This window comes from Kosakonia sp. WA-90, assembly GCF_039871955.1.
Lineage (GTDB): Bacteria > Pseudomonadota > Gammaproteobacteria > Enterobacterales > Enterobacteriaceae > Kosakonia > Kosakonia oryzendophytica.
In genome coordinates, this window is the sequence record NZ_JBDPLJ010000010.1 from 37,364 (window position 1) to 59,561 (window position 22,198).

Annotated in this window: 22 protein-coding genes and 1 other RNA gene; 19 read left to right on the forward strand and 4 right to left on the reverse strand. The window is 44.6% G+C overall.

The window, feature by feature from the left end:
* The first annotated feature begins 90 nt into the window (after positions 1-90).
* Together ABGA49_RS15500 and ABGA49_RS15505 are read left to right on the forward strand one after the other, a co-directional pair.
* On the forward strand, positions 91-879 hold the full coding sequence (locus ABGA49_RS15500) for an inner membrane protein YpjD (protein ID WP_061499811.1): 789 nt from the start codon (positions 91-93) through the stop codon (positions 877-879).
* A gap of 16 nt (positions 880-895) precedes the next feature.
* Positions 896-2,182: an HlyC/CorC family transporter gene (locus tag ABGA49_RS15505; protein ID WP_347665787.1), complete on the forward strand. Its 1,287-nt coding sequence runs from the start codon at positions 896-898 to the stop codon at positions 2,180-2,182.
* A gap of 51 nt (positions 2,183-2,233) precedes the next feature.
* Here the strand turns inward: ABGA49_RS15505 and grpE are convergent, their stop codons facing one another.
* Positions 2,234-2,830, reverse strand: a complete 597-nt coding sequence (gene grpE, locus ABGA49_RS15510) for a nucleotide exchange factor GrpE (RefSeq protein WP_347665777.1) — start codon at positions 2,828-2,830, stop codon at positions 2,234-2,236.
* A gap of 121 nt (positions 2,831-2,951) precedes the next feature.
* Here grpE and nadK point away from each other — a divergent pair, with 121 nt between their 5' ends.
* The 4 genes from nadK to ABGA49_RS15530 all read left to right on the forward strand — a co-directional run bounded on the left by nadK (position 2,952) and on the right by ABGA49_RS15530 (position 6,644).
* Entirely contained in the window at positions 2,952-3,830 is an 879-nt protein-coding gene (gene nadK, locus ABGA49_RS15515) for an NAD(+) kinase (RefSeq protein ID WP_061493581.1), read from the forward strand.
* An 87-nt stretch (positions 3,831-3,917) separates the two neighbouring features.
* Positions 3,918-5,579 (forward strand): DNA repair protein RecN, encoded by a 1,662-nt coding sequence (gene recN, locus ABGA49_RS15520; RefSeq protein WP_347665778.1) that lies wholly within the window; start codon positions 3,918-3,920, stop codon positions 5,577-5,579.
* A gap of 148 nt (positions 5,580-5,727) precedes the next feature.
* Complete coding sequence (gene bamE / locus ABGA49_RS15525) at positions 5,728-6,069, forward strand: outer membrane protein assembly factor BamE (protein WP_347665779.1); 342 nt, start codon at positions 5,728-5,730, stop codon at positions 6,067-6,069.
* A 56-nt stretch (positions 6,070-6,125) separates the two neighbouring features.
* Positions 6,126-6,644, forward strand: coding sequence for a ClbS/DfsB family four-helix bundle protein (locus ABGA49_RS15530; RefSeq protein ID WP_088236669.1), 519 nt, complete (start codon positions 6,126-6,128; stop codon positions 6,642-6,644).
* Between the two features lie 6 nt (positions 6,645-6,650).
* Here ABGA49_RS15530 and ABGA49_RS15535 read toward each other — a convergent pair whose 3' ends face one another.
* Positions 6,651-6,947 carry an RnfH family protein gene (locus tag ABGA49_RS15535; RefSeq protein ID WP_347665780.1) on the reverse strand — a complete coding sequence of 99 codons (297 nt, stop codon included), beginning with the start codon at positions 6,945-6,947 and terminating at the stop codon, positions 6,651-6,653.
* On the reverse strand, positions 6,937-7,374 hold the full coding sequence (locus ABGA49_RS15540; protein ID WP_061493576.1) for a type II toxin-antitoxin system RatA family toxin: 438 nt from the start codon (positions 7,372-7,374) through the stop codon (positions 6,937-6,939). Before ABGA49_RS15540 ends, ABGA49_RS15535 begins: the two co-directional genes overlap by 11 nt.
* Before the next feature lie 159 nt (positions 7,375-7,533).
* Here ABGA49_RS15540 and smpB point away from each other — a divergent pair, with 159 nt between their 5' ends.
* The 7 genes from smpB to ABGA49_RS15575 all read left to right on the forward strand — a co-directional run bounded on the left by smpB (position 7,534) and on the right by ABGA49_RS15575 (position 15,745).
* Positions 7,534-8,016 carry an SsrA-binding protein SmpB gene (smpB, locus tag ABGA49_RS15545; protein WP_061493575.1) on the forward strand — a complete coding sequence of 161 codons (483 nt, stop codon included), beginning with the start codon at positions 7,534-7,536 and terminating at the stop codon, positions 8,014-8,016.
* Positions 8,017-8,183: 167 nt separating this feature from the next.
* Positions 8,184-8,547, forward strand: a transfer-messenger RNA (tmRNA) gene (gene ssrA, locus ABGA49_RS15550).
* A 204-nt stretch (positions 8,548-8,751) separates the two neighbouring features.
* Positions 8,752-9,993, forward strand: a complete 1,242-nt coding sequence (locus tag ABGA49_RS15555) for an integrase domain-containing protein (protein WP_347665781.1) — start codon at positions 8,752-8,754, stop codon at positions 9,991-9,993.
* Between the two features lie 356 nt (positions 9,994-10,349).
* Positions 10,350-11,513: a dsDNA nuclease domain-containing protein gene (locus ABGA49_RS15560; protein WP_112900097.1), complete on the forward strand. Its 1,164-nt coding sequence runs from the start codon at positions 10,350-10,352 to the stop codon at positions 11,511-11,513.
* Complete coding sequence (locus ABGA49_RS15565) at positions 11,510-11,986, forward strand: hypothetical protein (RefSeq protein WP_112900096.1); 477 nt, start codon at positions 11,510-11,512, stop codon at positions 11,984-11,986. Before ABGA49_RS15560 ends, ABGA49_RS15565 begins: the two co-directional genes overlap by 4 nt.
* Complete coding sequence (locus ABGA49_RS15570; RefSeq protein WP_347665782.1) at positions 11,983-13,740, forward strand: AAA family ATPase; 1,758 nt, start codon at positions 11,983-11,985, stop codon at positions 13,738-13,740. Before ABGA49_RS15565 ends, ABGA49_RS15570 begins: the two co-directional genes overlap by 4 nt.
* Before the next feature lie 70 nt (positions 13,741-13,810).
* Entirely contained in the window at positions 13,811-15,745 is a 1,935-nt protein-coding gene (locus ABGA49_RS15575; protein ID WP_193138269.1) for a hypothetical protein, read from the forward strand.
* 283 nt (positions 15,746-16,028) lie between these two features.
* Here the strand turns inward: ABGA49_RS15575 and ABGA49_RS15580 are convergent, their stop codons facing one another.
* Positions 16,029-17,324, reverse strand: a complete 1,296-nt coding sequence (locus ABGA49_RS15580) for a hypothetical protein (RefSeq protein ID WP_347665783.1) — start codon at positions 17,322-17,324, stop codon at positions 16,029-16,031.
* A gap of 95 nt (positions 17,325-17,419) precedes the next feature.
* Here ABGA49_RS15580 and ABGA49_RS15585 point away from each other — a divergent pair, with 95 nt between their 5' ends.
* The 6 genes from ABGA49_RS15585 to ABGA49_RS15610 all read left to right on the forward strand — a co-directional run bounded on the left by ABGA49_RS15585 (position 17,420) and on the right by ABGA49_RS15610 (position 22,021).
* Positions 17,420-17,635: an AlpA family phage regulatory protein gene (locus tag ABGA49_RS15585; RefSeq protein WP_112900093.1), complete on the forward strand. Its 216-nt coding sequence runs from the start codon at positions 17,420-17,422 to the stop codon at positions 17,633-17,635.
* Between the two features lie 97 nt (positions 17,636-17,732).
* The gene (locus ABGA49_RS15590; protein WP_112900092.1) at positions 17,733-19,181 is read left to right on the forward strand and encodes a YfjI family protein; all 1,449 of its coding nucleotides are present in this window, start codon (positions 17,733-17,735) and stop codon (positions 19,179-19,181) included.
* Between the two features lie 226 nt (positions 19,182-19,407).
* On the forward strand, positions 19,408-19,986 hold the full coding sequence (locus ABGA49_RS15595; RefSeq protein WP_347665784.1) for a hypothetical protein: 579 nt from the start codon (positions 19,408-19,410) through the stop codon (positions 19,984-19,986).
* A 141-nt stretch (positions 19,987-20,127) separates the two neighbouring features.
* Complete coding sequence (locus ABGA49_RS15600) at positions 20,128-20,865, forward strand: DUF3944 domain-containing protein (RefSeq protein ID WP_015386424.1); 738 nt, start codon at positions 20,128-20,130, stop codon at positions 20,863-20,865.
* A gap of 20 nt (positions 20,866-20,885) precedes the next feature.
* Positions 20,886-21,584: a WYL domain-containing protein gene (locus ABGA49_RS15605; RefSeq protein ID WP_347665785.1), complete on the forward strand. Its 699-nt coding sequence runs from the start codon at positions 20,886-20,888 to the stop codon at positions 21,582-21,584.
* The gene (locus tag ABGA49_RS15610) at positions 21,581-22,021 is read left to right on the forward strand and encodes a hypothetical protein (protein WP_347665786.1); all 441 of its coding nucleotides are present in this window, start codon (positions 21,581-21,583) and stop codon (positions 22,019-22,021) included. Before ABGA49_RS15605 ends, ABGA49_RS15610 begins: the two co-directional genes overlap by 4 nt.
* Positions 22,022-22,198: the final 177 nt, after the last annotated feature.

Consider the following 22,198-nt stretch of genomic DNA (forward strand, 5'->3'; position numbering starts at 1 on the left):
CCGCTCCTGTATGTGATGCAACTGTTGGAGCCAACGTCCCGTGACGCTATACTGTTTTTCTTTCTTCTTCAGTCAACTGCCGACACCCATATGCCCGTTTTCGCTCTGATCGCTCTTGTTGCCTATTCCATCAGCATTGCGCTGATCGTTCCTGGCCTGCTGCAAAAAAACAGCGGCTGGCGCAGAATGGCCATTCTTTCAGCAGTGATTGCCCTGATTTTCCACGGTTTTGGGCTGAAAGAACGCATTTTCCCCGATGACGGTGGGCAAAACCTCAGCTTATTAAACGTAGGCTCGCTGGTCAGTCTGATGATCTGCACCGTCATGACCATTGTGGCGTCTAAAAATCGCGGCTGGTTACTGTTGCCCATCGTTTACACCTTTGCATTGATCAACCTCGCTTTCGCTATTTTCGTCCCTAACGAATACATCACCCATCTGGAAGCGACGCCTGGCATGATGGTGCATATTGGGTTATCCCTTTTCGCCTATGCCACCTTAATTATTGCGGCCATGTATGCCCTACAATTGGCGTGGATTGATTATCAGCTTAAGAACAAACGGCTGGCGTTTAGCAGTGAAATGCCACCGCTGATGGTGATCGAGCGCAAGATGTTCCACATCACTCAGGTCGGTGTGGTATTGCTGACTCTGACATTGTGTACCGGGCTATTCTTTATGAAAAACCTGTTCAGCATGGACAATATCGACAAAGCGGTGCTCTCTATCATCGCCTGGTTTGTCTATATCGTTTTGCTGTGGGGCCACTACCATGAAGGCTGGCGCGGTCGTCGGGTCGTCTGGTTCAATGTCGCGGGCGCGGGGATCTTAACGCTGGCCTATTTCGGCAGCCGCGTCCTGCAAGAGTTTCTGAGCTAAAACAAAGGAGTTCCCCCTGGAACACATCTCCACCACGACATTGATCATCACGCTGATCATTATGGTCGTGGTTTCGGCGTATTTTTCCGGTTCTGAAACCGGGATGATGACGCTCAACCGCTATCGCCTGCGCCATCTGGCAAAGCAGGGTAACCGGGCCGCCCGTCGCGTAGAAAAGCTGCTCCGCAAACCGGATCGCCTGATAAGCCTGGTGCTGATCGGCAACAACCTCGTCAATATTCTCGCTTCGGCTATTGGCACCATTGTCGGCATGCGTTTGTACGGCAACGCCGGCGTTGCTATCGCCACCGGGGTACTGACTTTCGTGGTGCTGGTGTTTGCCGAGGTGCTGCCCAAAACCATTGCCGCCCTTTACCCGGAAAAGGTCGCCTTCCCCAGCAGTTTTCTGCTGGCGCCGTTACAGGTGATCATGCTGCCGCTGGTCTGGCTGCTCAACGGCGTTACCCGCATCTTAATGCGCATGGTGGGGATCAAAGCCGATGTGGTGGTCAGCGGCGCGCTCAGCAAAGACGAACTGCGCACCATCGTCAACGAATCGCGTTCGCAAATCTCCCGTCGCAATCAGGATATGCTGCTGTCGGTGCTCGATCTGGAAAAGGTCAGCGTTAACGACATTATGGTGCCACGCAACGATATCGTCGGCATCGATATTAACGATGACTGGAAATCCATTGTTCGCCAGCTCACGCACTCGCCACACGGTCGTATTGTGCTGTATCGCGACTCGCTGGACGATGCAATCAGTATGCTGCGCGTGCGCGAAGCCTATCGCCTGATGACCGAGAAAAAAGAGTTCACCAAAGAGGTGATGCTCCGCGCTGCCGACGAAATCTACTACGTACCGGAAGGCACACCGCTCAGCGTGCAACTGGTGAAATTCCAGCGCAATAAAAAGAAAGTCGGCCTGGTGGTCGACGAATATGGTGATATTCAGGGGCTAATCACGGTAGAAGATATTCTCGAAGAAATTGTTGGGGACTTCACCACCTCTATGTCACCGGCGCTCGCAGACGAAGCCACGCCGCAGAATGACGGTTCGGTGATTATCGAAGGCGGTGCCAGCGTGCGCGAACTGAACAAAGCCTTTAACTGGCGACTACCAGAAGAAGAAGCCCGCACCATAAATGGCATGCTGCTGGAAGCGCTGGAAGAGATCCCCGCCATCGGTACGCGCGTGCGTATTGAGCAGTACGACATCGATATTCTCGACGTACAGGACAATATGATCAAACAGGTGAAAGTGATCCCGGTAAAAGCCCTGCGAGAAAGCGTAACCGAATAAGGCGGATGAAAAAAACCCTCTCCGAAAGAGAGGGTTTCTGCTCAGGGAAGCTTACGCCTTCGCTTTTGCTACGGTGACCATCGCAGCACGGATGGTGCGGCCGTTCAGGGTATACCCTTTTTGCATCACGCCCAGCACTTTACCGGCTTCAATCTCATCAGACTCGACCATCGCAATGGCCTGATGCACGTTCGGATCCAGCGGAACGTTGGTATCAGCAATCACTTCCACACCGAATTTTTTCACCACATCCAGCATGGACTTCAGCGTCAATTCGATACCTTCAACCATCGGTGCCATATCAGCGTTGTTTTTGTCCGCCACTTCCAACGCGCGATCCAGGCTGTCGACGACCGGCAGCAGTTCGTTGATGAATTTTTCCAGCGCGAACTTATGCGCTTTCTCAACGTCCTGTTCGGTACGGCGGCGCAGGTTTTCCATTTCCGCTTTGATGCGTAAAACGGCTTCGCGCTCACGGTTTTGCGCTTCAGCTAATTGCGTTTCAAGATTCGCAATTTTCTCATCGCGCGGATCCACCTGCTCAGCAGAATCGTCAGACTCAACAACGGCCTCAACATCATCGTGCTGTTCCATGATAATTTCTTCCGGGGCTTGCCCGTCAGGCGTTTTCTGTTCTTTACTACTCATGAATTTCTCCGCGTTTTTTTGCATTCATCTCGCTAACCTGGCTTATTATGGGGATCAGTTTCCGGGATTCAAGGGAACGTGACAGATTGTCATCATTCATTCGCCACAAGGACCGCAGAACATGACTCACCATTTCAAGTGTATTGGTATTGTCGGGCACCCACGGCACCCTACCGCACTGACCACACATGAAATGCTTTATCGCTGGCTCAGCGCAAAAGGCTACGATGTCATTGTTGAACAGCAGATTGCCCAGGAACTGCAGCTCAAAAATGTGCGAACCGGCACGCTGGCGGAAATTGGTCAGTATGGCGATCTGGCGGTGGTGGTCGGTGGCGACGGTAATATGCTTGGCGCGGCGCGCACCCTCGCCCGCTATGATATCAATGTTATCGGCATTAACCGCGGCAATCTCGGTTTTCTCACCGACCTCGACCCGGATAACGCCCAACAGCAGCTTGCCGATGTGCTGGAAGGGCATTATATCGCTGAAAAACGCTTTTTGCTGGAAGTGCAAGTCTGTCAGCAGGAGTGCCAAAAACGCATCAGCACCGCCATTAATGAAGTGGTGCTGCACCCGGGCAAAGTGGCCCATATGATAGAATTCGAAGTCTATATTGACGAAGTTTTTGCGTTTTCTCAGCGTTCCGACGGGCTGATTATCTCGACGCCAACTGGCTCCACCGCCTATTCGCTTTCTGCAGGTGGGCCGATTCTGACGCCGTCGCTGGACGCCATCACACTGGTACCGATGTTCCCGCATACGCTGTCGGCACGCCCGCTGGTTATCAACAGCAGCAGCACCATTCGCCTGCGTTTCTCGCATCGGCGCAGCGACCTGGAAGTCAGTTGCGACAGCCAAATCGCCCTACCCATTCAGGAAGGCGAAGATGTGTTAATCCGCCGCTGCGACTATCATTTAAACTTAATTCACCCTAAAGATTACAGCTATTTCAATACGCTAAGCTCAAAACTCGGTTGGTCGAAAAAATTGTTCTGAAAATCATCACACAACACTTTACTGTATATAAAACCAGTTTATACTGTACGAAAACACAGTTATGGTTTTTCATACAGGAAAGCAACCATGTTGGCACAACTGACCATCAGTAATTTTGCTATCGTTCGTGAGCTTGAGATCGATTTTCACAGCGGGATGACGGCTATTACCGGCGAAACCGGGGCGGGTAAATCCATTGCCATTGACGCACTCGGCCTGTGCCTGGGTGGCCGCGCCGACGCTGACATGGTGCGCGCAGGTGCGCCCCGCGCTGATCTGTGCGCTCGCTTTGCGTTGAAAGATACCCCGGCGGCTCAACGCTGGCTGGAAGAGAACCAACTCGAAGACGGGCGTGAGTGTTTACTTCGCCGCGTCATCAGCAGTGACGGGCGTTCCCGCGGTTTTATCAACGGTACGGCGGTCCCCCTTTCTCAGTTACGCGAACTGGGCCAGCTCCTCATCCAAATCCACGGGCAGCACGCGCATCAGTTGCTGATCAAACCCGAACACCAAAAAACGCTGCTCGATGGCTACGCGGGTGAGTATGCGCTCACTTTGCAAATGTCGGAGAACTATCGCGCCTGGCATCAGAGCTGCCGTGAACTGGCGCAGCACCAGCAGCAGAGCCAGGAGCGTGCAGCCCGTGCAGAGCTGTTGCACTATCAACTAAAAGAACTGAATGAATTTAACCCGCAACCGGGCGAGTTTGAGCAAATCGACGAAGAATACAAACGGCTGGCGAACAGTGGACAACTGCTCTCTACCAGCCAGCACGCACTGAATGTACTGGCGGATGGCGAAGACGTTAACCTGCAAAGTCAACTCTATGCCGCTCGCCAGTTACTGACGGAGCTGGCGGGCATGGACACGCGCCTTTCCGGCGTGCTGGATATGCTGGAAGAAGCCGCCATCCAGATTAGCGAAGCCAGCGATGAGCTACGCCACTACTGCGACCGCCTGGATCTCGATCCGAATCGCCTCTACGAACTGGAACAGCGCATCGCCCGGCAGATCACACTTGCCCGCAAACACCATATCAGCCCGGAAGAGCTGCCGCAGCTCCACCAATCACTGATTAATGAACAGCAGTTGCTGGACGATCAGGCGGATTCACAAGAAACATTGACGCTGGCCGTCAGCCAGCATCATCAACTGGCACTGGAGAGCGCCCGGCTTCTGCACGACCAACGCGTGAAATATGCGCAGGAGTTGAGTCAGTTGATCACTGATAGCATGCACGCGCTTTCTATGCCTCACGGTGTGTTTGATATTGATGTCGCCTTTGATGATCGTTCACTGACTGCTGAAGGTGCCGATCGCATTGAGTTTCGTGTCACCACTAACCCTGGGCAACCGTTGCAATCTATCGCCAAAGTCGCCTCTGGCGGTGAACTGTCGCGCATTGCACTGGCAATCCAGGTGATTACCGCACGGAAAATGGAAACCCCGGCACTCATTTTCGATGAAGTGGATGTGGGTATTAGCGGTCCGACCGCCGCTGTGGTCGGCAAACTGTTGCGTCAGTTAGGGGAATCAACCCAGGTAATGTGTGTGACTCACCTGCCACAGGTAGCAGGCTGCGGGCATCATCACTTCTATGTCAGTAAAGTGACCGACGGCGCAATGACCGAAACGCATATGCAGCTGCTGGATAAACGTGCCCGTTTACAGGAGCTGGCCCGCCTGCTGGGCGGCAGCGAAGTGACAAGGAATGCGCTGGCGAATGCAAAAGAGCTGCTGGCAGCGTAAACTTTTTTGAATTCTCAGGGTCAGAGTTCCCGACAAAAACGACAACAGACTCCGCCACAAAGGTTTTAAACTGGCTAAAGGTCTATTATCATCGGCATATTACATATGAGCCACGTATTGTTCGGGCCCGAAAAGGAATCAAATCACTATGCGCTGTAAAATGCTGACTGCTGCCGCAGCGGTTCTCCTGACGTTGACCGCTGGTTGCTCTACTGTAGAACGCGTGGTTTACCGCCCTGATATCAATCAGGGGAACTACCTGACACCTAACGACGTTGCAAAAATCCACGTGGGTATGACGCAACAGCAGGTTGCTTATGCATTGGGTACGCCGATGATGACAGACCCGTTTGGTAGCAACACCTGGTTCTACGTGTTCCGCCAACAACCGGGACATGAAGATGTAACCCAGCAGACACTGACACTGACGTTTAACAGCAATGGTGTATTAACCAACCTGGATAACAAACCCGCGCTGACCAAACAGTAAGCCATAACCACAAAAAGGTGCCGAAGGGCACCTTTTTTGTTTTCAGGGAGGAAACAATGGCTGTACCGCAAAGCAAAGATGAACTGCTGGCTTCAATGGAGAAATCCTGGCTTACTTTGCAGAAAAAACTCGATCGCATTCCTGTGGATATCGCATTTACCCCTCTTCTGGAAGGGCATGCATCCGGCACCACAATGAGCGCCGCAAACCTTGTTAGTTACTTACTGGGTTGGGGAGAACAGGTGATCTACTGGCATCAACAGGAAGCGTCAGGAAAGCAAATCGATTTTCCGGCAGCGGGATTCAAATGGAATGAGCTCGGCAAACTGGCGCAAAAGTACTACAGCGATTACGCGGATATCACCGACTGGTTAACACTGCGCGCAAAGCTGGAGCAGTGCTATCACGCTCTGGTAATGCTGGTTGAAAGCTACAGCGACGAAGCGCTCTATCAGCAGCAGTGGTATGGAAAATGGACGCGAGGTCGAATGATCCAGTTTAATACTGTCTCGCCATGGAACAACGCCACCTCACGCCTTAACGCATTGTTAAAAACCAGCACAGCGGCGAAATAAACAAAATTACTTTTTCGCACTGGCGGATTTTTCCGCACGCTGGCGACGCAATTCTTTTGGGTCAGCAATCAGCGGGCGGTAGATCTCCACGCGATCACCATCGCGCAGCACATCCTGTAATTTAGCCGGTCTGCTGTAAATACCGACTTTATTAACGTTCAGATCGATATCGTCACGAAGATCCAGCAAACCCGAAGCCACAATCGCTTGTTCAACGGTTGCGCCATCGTCCAACGTCACCCGTTGCAGATACTGCTTTTCTGGTAAAGCATAGGCAACTTCGACGGCAATCTTACCCGACACGGTAAACCTCTTTCGCCCGAAGGGTAAAGGCCTGCACCATATTTGCCGCCAGCTCTTTAAAGATGCGGCCAAATGCCAGTTCGATCAGCTTGTTGGTAAACTCGAAATCGAGCTGGAACTCAATACGACAGGCGTCGGTACTAAGCGGTGTAAATTTCCAGCCACCGATCAACGATTTGAACGGGCCATCCACCAGGTGCATCAAAATGCTCTGGTTAGTTTCCAGCGTATTGCGTGTGGTAAAAGTCTTGCTGATCCCGGCTTTGGAAACATCCACGGCAGCGGTCATCACCGACGGCCCGGACTCCAGCACCCGGCTGCCTGTACAGCCTGGCAGAAACTGCGGGTAGGACTTTACATCATTCACTAACTGATACATTTGTTCTGCGCTATAAGGAACCAGCGCAGTCCGGCTAATCTGAGGCATTCGGTTCTTCCACGTTCACACAATCGACAAATAATAACATCTCCCCAGGATGAAAGGAAAACGCTACGCCGGAACTCATGCTAAGATAACGCGTTAAACCTCACAGGACGCAATGAGGTCAGTTTCAGATATCAGATTACCGGATGGCTTCACGACATTATGACGAAGAAAAAAGCATATAAACCAGGTTCAGCAACCATCGCGCTCAACAAGCGCGCCCGCCATGAATACTTCATCGAAGAGGAATTTGAAGCCGGGCTGGCATTGCAGGGCTGGGAAGTAAAATCCTTGCGCGCCGGTAAAGCAAACATTGGCGATAGCTACGTTATTCTGAAAGACGGCGAAGCCTTTCTGTTTGGCGCCAACTTTACACCGCTGACCGTGGCGTCCAGCCACTATGTTTGCGATCCGACCCGCACACGCAAACTGTTGCTTAACCAACGCGAGCTCGATTCACTCTACGGACGCATCAACCGCGAAGGTTACACCGTGGTAGCGCTGTCGCTGTACTGGAAAAATGCCTGGTGCAAAGTAAAAATCGGCGTAGCGAAAGGTAAGAAACAGCACGATAAACGCTCCGATCTGAAGGAGCGTGAATGGCAGCTCGATAAAGCACGTATCATGAAAAACGCAGGACGCTGATAGCGCCCTGTTCCGCCCTCTCACGCCGGGAGAGGGCATCATTTCCCACGCACCCTCGTTCTGGTTATTCCTCTTCACACGCCATGTAAACATCACCCAATGAAATGCAGCCACGATATGGACTGGTGTGCTGCATCATAAAAGTGTTATACTCATTTCACACTTTTGGGGCTGATTCTGGATTCGACGGGATTTGCGAAACCCAAGGTGCATGCCGAGGGGCGGTTGGCCTCGTAAAAAGCCGCAAAAAATAGTCGCAAACGACGAAAACTACGCTTTAGCAGCTTAATAACCTGCTTTGAAGCCCTCTCTCCCTAGCCTCCGCTCTTAGGACGGGGATCAAGAGAGGTCAAACCCAAAAGAGATCGCGCGGATGCCCTGCCTGGGGTTGAAGCGTTAAAACTAATCAGGCTAGTTTGTTAGTGGCGTGTCCGTCCGCAGCTGGCAAGCGAATGTAAAGACTGGACTAAGCATGTAGTACCGAGGATGTAGGAATTTCGGACGCGGGTTCAACTCCCGCCAGCTCCACCAAAATTCTCCATCGGTGATTACCAGAGTCATCCGATGAAGTCCTAAGAGCCCGCACGGCGCAAGCCCTGCGGGCTTTTTTGTGCCTTGAATTTGTCCCGCGAAGTCTGATGCCAACTAATTAAATCCGAACCTTTTAGGCACCTTGTTAGGCACCTCATAAAGCTATATTGTTTTTGAGGTGCCTAAAACTATGGAAACCCGGCAATGGCAAGACAAACCAAACCTCTATCCGTTAAGGAAATCGAATCTGCTAAACCCAGAGAAGCGGACTACGTTCTCTATGATGGCGATGGCCTTGAGCTACTCATCAAATCCAGTGGGAGTAAAATCTGGCAGTTTCGCTACATTCGCCCTGTCACCAAGAAACGTGCGAAGAAGAGCATAGGCTCCTACCCGTCAGTTACGCTTGCCGATGCCAGAAACTACCGGGCAGAGTCACACTCTCTCTTGGCGAAACAAATCGATCCACAGGAACATCAGCAAGAACAACTTCGCAGTTCGCTTGAAGCCAAAACCAATACTTTCCAACTCGTGGCTGAACGATGGTGGAATGTGAAGAAAGCCAGCGTGACAGCGGACTATGCCGACGATATCTGGCGCTCTCTTGAAAGAGATGTCTTTCCTGCAATTGGCGACGTTAGCGTTACAGATATTAAAGCTCACACACTGGTTCGGGCCGTTCAACCAGTTCAGGCCAGAGGAGCACTGGAAACCGTTCGTCGCCTGTGCCAACGCATTAATGAGGTCATGATCTATGCCCAAAACACAGGGCTGATTGATGCGGTACCCAGTGTCAACATTGGCAAGGCCTTTGAGAAGCCTCAGAAAAAGAACATGCCCAGCATTCGACCGGATCAGCTACCTCAACTGATGCAGACAATGCGAACAGCCAGCATTAGCCTTTCCACACGCTGCCTGTTCATGTGGCAACTTCTTACTATTACCCGCCCTGCCGAAGCGGCTGAAGCTCGCTGGGAAGAGATAGACATAGAAGCACGAGAGTGGAAGATTCCTGCAGCACGCATGAAAATGAACCGCGAACATACTGTTCCATTGTCAGATGAGGCATTAGCTGTTCTGGAAATGATGAAGCCGTTAAGCGGCAACCGAGAATTTATATTCCCTAGCCGTATCAAGCCCAACCAGCCCATGAATAGCCAAACCGTTAACGCATCACTAAAACGTGCAGGTTTTGGTGGAGTGCTAGTTTCACACGGGCTACGATCTATTGCCAGTACGGCCCTCAACGAGCAGGGCTTTCCGCCTGATGTTATTGAGGCAGCTTTGGCCCATGTGGATAAGAATGAGGTCCGTCGTGCCTATAACCGCAGTGATTACCTGGAGCAGCGACGTCCAATGATGCAGTGGTGGGCTGATTTTATAAGGACAGCTGATAATGGTCTAATGTGGAAGAGTGAAATTAAAAGGCTCCAGCTAGTCAGTTGATATGAACTAACGTAAACCTGCTTAGAGATTACTCTGAAGGAAACCCCGCTTGACGAGCAGGTATACATCTAAAGATAAGGCAATGATTTAATAGATTTTTTTCAAATGTTAGTAACTATAAATCTCATTGATCAGTATTTTTACTTATAACCACACCACATTAAATCCTTTTAATTCAACACAATACAATCATTAAATGAGATTATTCCTTTTATGCTTTTCATGTTTAAAGTTAAAGGATAAGATGAAAATTATTCATTTTTTTCATTAAATCATTTTTTTCAACAAGTTAAGATCCACTTTACGCTTTTTAGAGGTAACTTTTAGAATTTGAAGCTGGAGGCTTGCAAAAAGACATGGTTTTACATACAGTAGTCCCCAGAGAACAAGACGGACGAGACTCATTTGGGCGTTATCGTGTTCAAGTCAGATCAGCCGCAGTAGCGTGTCTCCAAATTCTCTCGGGCAAAGCCATAGATCGTGTTTATTGTGACTTGCACGATGATATCGTTGTAAGGAAAAAAAACGTAAATGGTAACACCTACGTTTTTTACCAAGTAAAAACACGAGCCAAGCTCAATAAAAACTGGAGCTTATTAGAGGTTTTTGGAATTTACTCTTCCCGTAAAAAACCTGATGAATCCCTTATTCGGGACAGTTTTATTGGCAAAATGCTACTTCATACGATAAATTTCGACAAAAATTGTGAGTTCGTAGTATTTCAAACTAACATTCATAATGACGACAATATCGATGATGTTTTAGCTGATATTAAATCAGGAAAATTTAGCAATAAATACACAAAAATTCTTGTTGAAAAATTTAAGATCATTTCTGATATCTGCTCCACTTTTAAAGAGGATGAAATAAAATCACGATTATCAAAAATAAGATTCGAAAATGACGTACCATTTTTAAAAACTGATACTTCATTATTTTTGCCCATAGTTCGAGAAAAACTATATGAATATAGCGAGATTGATTTAACTCACATTGAGTTAGATGATATTACAATTAAATTACTTGATCTTATTTCATCGAAATCAGAAGGTGTAATTAAACCATTTACTGAAGAAAATATAGAAAAATCGGCCAGTGTATCAATTGATGATCTGCTCCCTCTTCTAAGTATTTCTGAAGATGCATATAAAGAAATAGTAAGAGGTGAAGATCCTAAAGCCGTAAAATCCGCATCTATAATACAAAGAACATTAATAAATGCAGGTGGAAATTTAGATGATGTAACGTACTGTTCAAAATGTAAAACTGATTGGGATCTTTGGTATAGAAATAATCGTCATTCTATATCCGAATTAGATTTAAGAGCTATTGTATCAAAAACTAGAAAAGTACTAATTTCTGCTAAGATGAAAAACCCACACGGAATAACATTGGGTTCACTTCATCAGCCAATAAAAGAACTGTATAGTGAATTAGAAACAGAGAAAATAATTTACAACCTAACTCATGATATATTATTTGGAGCTATTTTCTCAGAAATAGTTAAGGATGGTGTATGAACTTCGATACGTTCTTGCAAGAGGGCAATGGAAAAGGCCTGATAATTCCTTTTAAAAATAGTGAATCTAGAGATAGCTCACTGGACAACGAAGCATTATTCCAATTACCTTTAATTAGTATCATTATATTAGTTCTAGCAAAAGACAGAAGTAAACCTAATGTTTCTGAATTAGGTCAGTTAGTTGGTGAGTGTATTGAAAAATGCTTTATTGGATTCAAAGCTTCTGATCAGCATATTGGTTGGTCAGCAAACCTAAGAATACGAACAGTCAAAGCAATTAGTTTCTTAGAGAAAGCGAATCTAATAATAATTAATAACAGAAAAGAAAAAGTTACTATCACTGATCTTGGTAAAAAAGTAGTGGATAGAGCTTTTAAGTGGGATCATAATCTAGAATATAATTTAAAATTAATTGCGAGATCCTATAGGAATATTCGTGTTTCACGACAACTAGATCTGGAGTTAATGTGAAATTTAAGAGCATAAAGATTTATTCTAAAGGTAACAATGGCCTTTCTTCTAATGATTATATGTTAGGTGAGCATGTTACTTTGTTATATGGACCTAATGGAAGTGGTAAGACTCCACTAATTAAATCCATAACTTATTGTCTTGGTTATCCTGAATTATTTAGGAATGATATTTATGAAAGATGTAGTCACTCAATTCTAAAAGTCGAGATAAATAACCTTGAATATCAATTCAAACGTTACTACGATCATAGTCAATTTCATTTAGAAATCACTGAACCACTAGGCAGTACTCAAACATTCTATGATGAACGTACTCATAGTGAATATATGTTTGAGCTATTAGGCCTTCCACATCTAAATTTAGTAACAAATAATAAGGAATTAACACAACCATATATATCCACTTTTCTCCCATTATTTTACCTTGGGCAAGATGATGGATATAATAAGATATACAGTGCTAAAAATAATTTTATTAAAGATCAATATGTTGAAATGGTCAGGTATGCGCTAGGTGTACCGCCCAAAAACTCCCCCTATCAGCAAAAAACGTTAAAGATAGAGAAACAAAAGCTCTCCATCCTTGATGAGTTAATAAATAACACAACTAGCATTTACAAAGAAATCAAAACTGAATCTACAGAAATAACAACAAAATCACGAAAAGAACTTGAGCATGAGCTCAAATTTCTCACAACAGAATTTGAAAGAATTAAAACAAGCAAGGATAATGTTAGCCAAGCTGATTTCGTTTATAGAAACGTAAAAAGAAACATACAAAATGATATATTTGATATTGATCAACAAATTTTAGAAATAGTAAAAAGACACAGTGCATTTGAAAAAATAATTTCAGATATTAATGTTGAGATTGAAACATTATCATTAAATGAGAGCGCCAAAAGAATATTTTTATCTTTTGACGAAATTTGTGGATCTGGAAATTGCAGATTATTCTCGTCGAGCTCTGAACATTATGCAAAGAACTTACTCTATCTTAAAGATCAAATAAAGGATTTAGAGAGGAATAAAACTCTTGATGAGTCACGCTTAACGCAGTTAAATATTAATAGAGCTAGATTAGACAATTCTTTGCAAGAACTTATAAAGGTCAATGCTAACAATGATGAAAACAATGATGTAAATTCTCTTATAGAGTCAATATCTATAATAAAAGATAAAGTATTTGAAATTCAATCAAAAATAAAAGATCTAGACAAACTATCACAACTGGAAAGCAAAATAATTTCATTGCAAAGTGATAGGGATGTAGTTATCGAAACAATAGCAAGCTTGAAGAGCGCTAACAATATTCCTTTAGAAATACTTAGATCAAGAATTGAGTTAAAAGATTTGTTTATAGAATGGCTAGACTGTTTGAATACATTGAACATAAGCAAAGATATAAAATTTTCTGATGATTTTATTCCAGAACTAGGGAACGAAAAAATTACTCAATTAAGCGGGAGCACTCGGATTAGGGCTGTTTTAGCATATCATGCAGCACTTATTGAGCTTTTGCTGAGAAGAAATAGTTGTCGATTAAAATTACTGGTCTTAGATACTCCTAAACAACACGATATAGATAACCATGATCTTAATAGCTTCATGCTAAAATTAAAGTCATTATCTATTAAGTATGAACTCCAGATTATTTTTTCTACGACAGGTTATCATTATACAGGAGATAGTTCAGATAAAGAGTGGAATCCTACTCATCCTGGACCTAAACAGCTAATGTATCTTTACTAATTAATTAGAGGCACTTTTTAAGTGCCTTATTTAAAAATAATTGCTAAGTGAATACTACAGAGATCCTCATATGATACTTCGACAATATCAAATCAACGCTGATTTAGTTTTAAACTTATCCAAAAATTGTTTAGACCATGTACTTAATGGTGACATTACAGACAAGGTCTTTCAAATAAACGGTAAAAGAATTGCGGAGAAAGTTATAACAGGTGGGTTACATTCTTATACGGGATGGCGCAATTTCTTATTGCGAAGACCTGGATTGAAAAAGGTCTCATTTTTTGATTTCAATAAAGATAGCGAATGGTATTATGAACGGGAACTCCAAAATGGAACAATACTTTTAAAATTACCTGAATCGGTCTTTACTTCCAAAGCAGCAAAGATGACCTTGTATCCAGAAAATAATTATAAGTCAGGTTATTTATGGAAAACTATCTTCCCTAAACACATAGATGAAAATAGTATTATAGATATACTTGATGAAGCATTATCTAATATTAGTCAACTTGAATGTCGTGATGGTGAACTAATATGCTATTATAAGGTAGAAGTGCCTCTGGAATGTATGAGGATTTCAGTTTTATATCGCAACGGAGAGATCAATTCATTTTACCCAACATGGTCTCAACCGAATACAGGTAATAATGGGAAACCTTTTTCTTTTTTTGATAATATTGGTCATGTTGTTTCCGAGTCATCATTAATAGACACTACTGAACAACTTAACTTAGCGACTATTGGTTTATTTTCCTCACTGTCCCGTTTTTTAGACTTGCCAACACGCACTCCCAATGTTTTTTTAGATAGAAACAATTCTAATTTAACTTCAAGAAGTTGGGAATCCAAAAGAATCCAGATACTAAAAGATTATGTTGATAATTGTACTACCAACGATATAGAAGAAATTTATAAGTATGTTAATGATGAAGCAATATGTAAGTACCATGATAAGATAACCCAGCATGCTTATGAGCACTATTACCCAAATATTCAATCATCGGTTGTCTTTTATAATTCAATATGCTTAAACCAGAATATTTTTGAAAGTATTTATATTTTGTTTTTTTTCGATCAAAAATACAGTACAAATTTTTATTCTGAAACTGCATCTACTTTAGTATCTAATATGTTCACATCTCCATTGATTGATATGTGGGTAAAAAAAAGAATACATCACATTCTAATTAGCCTTACTTTAGACTATCATGATCTTAGTTTCCCAGCAAAATACTTAGATATGCTTGCAACCTCACCTACGCGCAGAGAACTTTTTTCTGAGTATTTTTATGAAAGCCATGAAAAGAAAAATAATTTTCGAAGCGCCACTAATTTAGAAGATATTGGGAACTTATTTGGAATTATAAGCCTTTCTCATCAAAACCTACCAGTTTTATATTCTAACTTCCTTCATTATTTCTCGGAAAATTTAGGTGAATCGTATTCACTTCATTTTAATGATGACGAAAGGAAAAATTTTTTATGTGAATCATATCCTAACGAGCATTACATTTATTATGTAAAAGACACATTAAAATACTTTTCAACTGATATTTTCACTTCCTTTACATTTTATTTAAAACGCTACTTTAAACATTTCCACACCAATCAAAATCCTAAACCAGTGACACTCAGCCGAATAACTTATGAATATTTTAAATTACAAGTAGCCCAGCGGTATAGAATTAATTTAAATTACGCAAAGTATCATGACGGTGCTATTATTGTAACATTCCCACCTAGATATGATGATGTATGCTCTGTTATTCTCAAGCATGAAAGAATATCTAACCGTCAGCTGACCGATGAATTAATGGCAACTACAAAAGAATATTTACATCATATTAAAGATATTCAACTTGAGAAAACATTAAGAGACATTGAATCAAAAGACAGAAAAGAAATCCCCAGATTTCCAATTCCTTATGATTTAATCATCGATATGGTAAAAAAACCAGAGGAACTGGACAAGGAGAGATTAAAGTTCTTGAAACTAATTTAAATATCAAAGAAGATAAATTAAAAACATATCTTGATGAGCTATAGTCAAAGTATATTTTTTTAATATTACACTTAAAAAAATATAGACAAATTATGGAATGCAAACTTATGGCCTTTGGACTAAGCAAACTATCTAAAGGTCCTAAAACAGAAACTGACTTTACCTAATTGTTCAGTATGATGGCAATATTAACAGTTTAATTAGAGAATAAATACTGAACTAACTAGACACATGATCATTGAATGAATGAGGAATAAACCGCAGCATTATATAAACTATTTCATTAATGTTCATTTTTATTAATTTTCGTACTATCGAAACTCAGAGCCATATTGTAATAGTTATTATTATCAAGATACCACGGAGTAATGAACTTTTGATTCAACAAAAGAAAGCAATAATATTTAATTTGAGAGTAACGTTCTTTTTTTATAGATTTATATCGGAGATAAATGCTCCGAGCTGATACACTAAAACCATACCCAAAATACTTCAATCTTATTTTTTCTGAAATAGTCCGACTATTATCTTCCTCATAATAAATGGCCATCTCAGGTTCCTCATCATGTTCGCATACAATATCAAATGCCCCCAGAGTTCCCAGCCAACTTCCTTGGGTTCCGCTAAACATACGTTTATGAAGATAATATTTATTCATATTCTCAAGAAAAACCTCCACATCCCTAATATTAATATCGCCTTTGCATTGAAAACTCACAAAAGATCGCCTCCCCTCCCCCATAAACCAATCATCAACAAACCTTTTATAGTAATCAGAAATATGCTTTTGCTCTAAGGCAGACATTCTTGGGTCAGGAGATGGTAACGTAATCGTATTGTTGTTTTTTAGCGATAATATTACCGCTACCGCTCGTTGAAGCATCTTAAACTCGAAAAGCAAACATGCTCTGAGAAACAACAACGACACCCCTGAATCATTTTTTTCCGCATATGTGTCAATATTTAGAGAATATTTCCCACATGAAATAATACCAAGACTTACCAGCTCCCGATAAAACGCAAGAGGGGCCTCTGTATATTCCAATGCATAGCAGCATTCGACAAGACGATATCTAATGAGATAGGGTGTTGCTGATAATTTTAGATCTTGATCATTTACCAACTCTTCAACAGATCTATCAATGAACTCACCCTGCACACCATTGTTCTCCGCAGCAGCGTATAACATTGTAAGACTAAAATTACTCGCCGTTTGAGTACTCTTGTCATAAATAGTCCCTTCTTCAAAAAGCGTATTTGTATCGGACTGTTCAGAATACTCAGCAATGGCTGAAGAAAGTTTGCCATCTACAGATAGATAAATTTCCAGTGCCCCCAGCAGATAGTGCTTAGCTATCGCAGCCTGCTTTCCCGTCATTCCGACTTCTCGCAGCATATTGTTGATTTTAAGGATAATGCGGGGATACCACTCTGCAATGGGATCTTTACATACCTCACTCATCACAACCTGAGTGAAGTGAAGGGTATCGATCACATCAAAAGCTGCTTTTTGGATAGGTGTCGTCGCTGGCATTTTTAGTGTCAAAAAAAGGAGCTCATAACTTGAAATTTTAGACACTAAAGAACTTCATTACAATCCCCTCCGTACACAAAAAACACCGGTGTTAGGTAAGAAAACAAAATATTAATCATTGAAAACAATGAGGTGACGTAATGACCTGTATTGCCCCATCGGTAAAAATTCTGCGCATCAGCGCACTTGTAAAAAAAATTGGAATTAGCCGCTCAACAATCTATGACTGGCTAAATCCGAAGTCGCCACGCTATGACGCAACATTCCCTAAACAACGCCGCCTGGGAACGCAGTCTGTTGGCTGGATGGAATCTGAAATCGATAAATGGCTGGAGGAATGCTGCCCGCAGGTTTGATGGCTGATCTATATCCCTGTATCAGTTGTGATGCCATATGGCATCACAACTGATAAGGATAACTTTCTTTTATTTTTTTCTCTATGGAAACCACACAATGCAAAAGCATGATAATTTTCCTGTTGATCAGCTTCCTCCAGTTATTAGAAACACAATTTATGAAGTACACCAGATAACAAAGGCACCTATACCTCTGATTGGTGCATCCGTTTTAGGCGCTATTTCCCTTGTTTGCCAAAGTCAGATTGACGTCATCCGTCCGGGAAATATTCGCGGGCCAGTCTCTCTTTTTCTGCTGACGCTGGCAGGCTCTGGCGAGCGTAAAACCACTGTCGATAATCTGTTGATGGAGCCATTGAGACGTTTTGAAGAACAGCTGAACGAAGATTATTTGGAAAAATATAGTGACTATTTGATAGAGCTAAATGCGGTAAAAACAGAGATCAAAGCCCTGAATACTGAGTTGAGGGCACAAGTTAGGCGTAAAGAAGACACACTGGAGATAAAAAAAGCACTCAAAGACGCGCATAAATCGCTCCCAGAGCCCCCTGAAAAATACAAAATGACATTCAATGACGCAACTCCAGCCGCAATTAAAGAATTTCTGTGTAAAGAACGCTGGAAATCGGTGGGTATTATGTCGGACGAGGCAGGAACGATATTCAACGGCCACACTCTGAACGATCTGCCTTTTATCAATAAAATGTGGGACGGCGGAAACTTTACCGTTGATCGAAAAAATGAGCCCGAGGCCACCATCCACGATGCCCGAATGACGCTGTCGCTGATGGTTCAACCGGAGATGTTCACCGCCTATCTGGAACGGCGGGGAGAACAGGCTAAGGGTGTGGGTTTCTTTGCCCGCAGCCTGATTTGTTTACCGACATCTACACAGGGAACCCGTCTGATCGAATCACCGGTTATCTCACGGGAATATCTGCCAGTATTCCATCGCCGCCTGATGGACATAGCTACTGAAAGTCTTGCCCATAACGGGCAAAGTCGCAAAGGTCTGACATTTTCTCCGGAAGCTGAAAATCTATGGATTGAATTTCATAATGACATAGAGAGCAGGATAGGTAGCGACGGTAATCTGGTCAGCGTCAGAGATTATGCATCTAAAGTTGCGGAAAACGTGGCCCGTGTTGCCGCGTTACTCCATCACTTTTGTGGTTTTGATAACAATATATCTACCGAAGTTGTTGACGCTGCAATCGCCATCATCAACTGGTACGGTAACCAATACACAGATCTTTTTGTTCATCCTGATGAATATCAGTCCTTTGAAAGGGATTTAAATGAGCTTTTTGCATGGATACAAAATGAATGCCGTAAGTCATATAGGTATATGTTTAGAAAAAACCGTATTTTACAATTAGGGCCAAACCGCCTAAGAAACAAGGAAAGAGTAGATGAGTTACTCTCCGTACTAGTCGAACAGGAAAAGATTATCCTATTTCAGTTTGGGAAAACTTGGTTCATCCGTGAGAACCTAGCTGGTTCACTCATGGTTGCTTCACCGAACAGCTCTGTCTGGAGAAGCTAGCGTTGGCTGTGAGATGTCGTCTGCAGTGAAGCCCGGCAGGATCACGCTCTCTCCTGCCTTATCGGAATTTTATAGATAAGACTAATATTCAGTTAATTACCAAACATATAGTAAAAAAACTCAAATAAGAAAAATACAGACACATATCACCTTAACGACAACCAACAGAGGTTGTCGTTAAGGAGGTTATCTGGATATCAATATACTACGTCAACTGTTTGATGAGATGTACGGCCTAGCCGTTGAAGGCACCGCTATTACTGACTCAGCAAACGAGCTGGCAGAGAACTACTTGGCTTCTTCTGAGAGCGCATTTAAAGCCGCAGAATCCCTAGTGGCCTGTGAATCTCTTAAAGCTTGTGGCTCGGGTTTTGTCTGTAGCCTTACTGGTGGTGCACTAGTGCCGCTGGCAGTGACTGCTGATGTCTGTTCTTCGCTGTTTATTCAGATGCGCCTGTGTGTAGCCGTGGCGGTTACTGGCGGGCATTCCACTGCTGATCCGCGAGTACGGTTACTATGCTGGGGGGCGGTTGCCGGTGATGTCTGTGCGGATATTGCCAGTGGCATTCTCACTCGCCTGATGAACCAGGCATTAACCCTACCGGAAGCGGAAGGCGCGTTGCTGACTGCGGTGCGCAGTGAGTTGCTGATGAAAGGCGGAGGCCTGTTACCGAAAGAAGGTCTGCTGGTTCCGTTAGTGGGCGGGGTAATAAACGGCGGTGCTGCCTGGCTGGTGACCCGCCTGATTGGGCAACTCGCCATTCGTCTGTTTCTTTCACCACCAAGTCCACCCTACACAGCATAATCTTCCGTATTTCATTTTCGGACATCACCTGTCCGGCTCTCTTAGAGTAACCCACTGATTTTTCTGATGCTTCGGCCACGTCCTTGCAGTCGGGTTTGTTATCGTTTTTGTCCTGACGATACAGACCTTAATGGAGGGGACATGGCCGTTTATCGCGAAGATACTGACCTGCGATTCCTGGGGGGTTGCGAGAATGAGGACCTGGATTTACTGGTCAGCCTCATTACCCATGACCCACGGGATAAAACCCTGCGCTGGACGGAAACGCTGTCCGGCAGCGACAACTACAAACGTTTTTACCCGGCGCACCGTAATTACTGGCAGGAGATTGCCGCTGAAATCCAGACCTTTGGTGCCAGCAGTATTGCCAGTGTGTTCAGGGGTGGAAAAGGCGTGTTGTACCGGGAGGTGTTATGCGATGTCTGTGAGCATACGAGTGTGAAATACCGGAAGGAGGAAACAACCGAGGCCATTGAGCTTTCCCTGCTGCTGGCGTTACTTGAAAAAAGTCTCAGTGAGATGTCAGCCGAAGAGTTGCAGGAGTTTGCTGACAGTATGGGCACTGAGCTGACCGTACCGACAGCACCGCTGATTTTAATGGCCATACGGACTGCCGTCCGGGCCTCGGGCTTTGCAGCCTATCGCCTATCAGTAGTGATGCTCAGTACGCTGGCACGAGTGGTACTTGGGCGTTCTCTGCCGATGGTGGCCTATCTGACACTGAGCCGCTCCATCGCCGTCCTGGCGGGACCGGTTGGTATGGCTCTGAGCACTGGCTGGCTGGTTGTTGATATGGCAGGCCCAGCCCGACGTGTCACGGTTCCGGCCTGCCTGCTGGTCGCCTGTCTACGTCAAAAGTATCTGCACCACTCACAGTAACCAAACGGAAATCCTTCACTATGTCTGCGGAAGAAAAACAACACGATCGCATGGCATCACGGCTGGCGATCATCATCAGTCGCCTGCTGATGGGGGAACAATTATCGGTACAGGCGTTGTCTCTGGAGTTTCAGATCTCTGAACGTACCCTTCGTCGAGACTTTCGAGAGCGTCTGAGTTGTCTGGAACTGACATACCGACAGGGAAACTGGTCACTGACCCAGCCTCTTTCCGGCATTCACACCAACAGAGCGATCCTTCACTTTGCCCGTGCCACCAGCATAGAGCAGTTGTTTCCGGCAATGGATAACAAGCTGATAGCGGTGCTGACCGACAGTAGCATCCCGTCGCCCTATATCGTCTGGCTTTCGCCTCCAGGGCGTAAACCGACACCCTTTGGTGGTTTCTGGCGCATTACACAGGCGATCCTCGACCGTACTTTACTGGACTTGACCGTGGATACAGAACAGTACCGCTGGTTCGCCCCCTATCGTCTGATTTATTTCGAAAACAGCTGGTATCTGCTGGGCGAATACCAGCAGCAGGCTTATGTCTTCCGACTAGAAAGCATCGCAGATGTCTGTCTGACGAAAAGGCAATTTCTGCGCAGGCGGCAAATTGATGCGCTGACCACCGATCCACATTTTATTCGTTCTTTACCCCACTTTCAGTACTTGCGAAAAGTACTGGCTGATACTGCAACAGAAGGAAAACCATGAAAAAAATAACACTTTTACTGATTCTTCTAGCCTCCACACAGGCTGATGCAACTGTAAACCAGTGGACCAGAACCTGGGTTCAGGGTGTCACGGAATACCGCATACAGGGGAAAGATGGCGCTGAACTGCTGCTGACCTGTTCACCGGATGACAATGCGTTCGTGCAGTACTCCGCGCCTGATGGCAAAACGCTCACCAGCGGCAATGATGATGGGCGCAGCGTTCAGGCACAGGTCGACAGCGGCGATACGTTCCTGATTAACGACACGTTTTCTGATGCCGGTGGCAGTAACTTCGAAGCCTTCTGGGATGCTGCCAGAAAATCCCATCGTATCCATATAACGGCGACCGGGCTGCCCTCAGCCACCTTCACCTTCAGCAATGCCGCAAAGATTCTGCCTGAGTTTGATAAGTCAGGATGTCTGACACGCATGTGAGCCTTTATTGCTTCAACAAAAATAAGGAAAAAATAATGAAAACAACAATGAGTGCCCTCGCCGTGGTGACCTGCCCCCAGTATTAACCACAATAATCAGTTAGTAATATCGGTTTGTTTATCTTCGTTTTTTCCATTTCGCCAGCCTGCTGCAAACTCCGCTGGCGTCAGATAATTC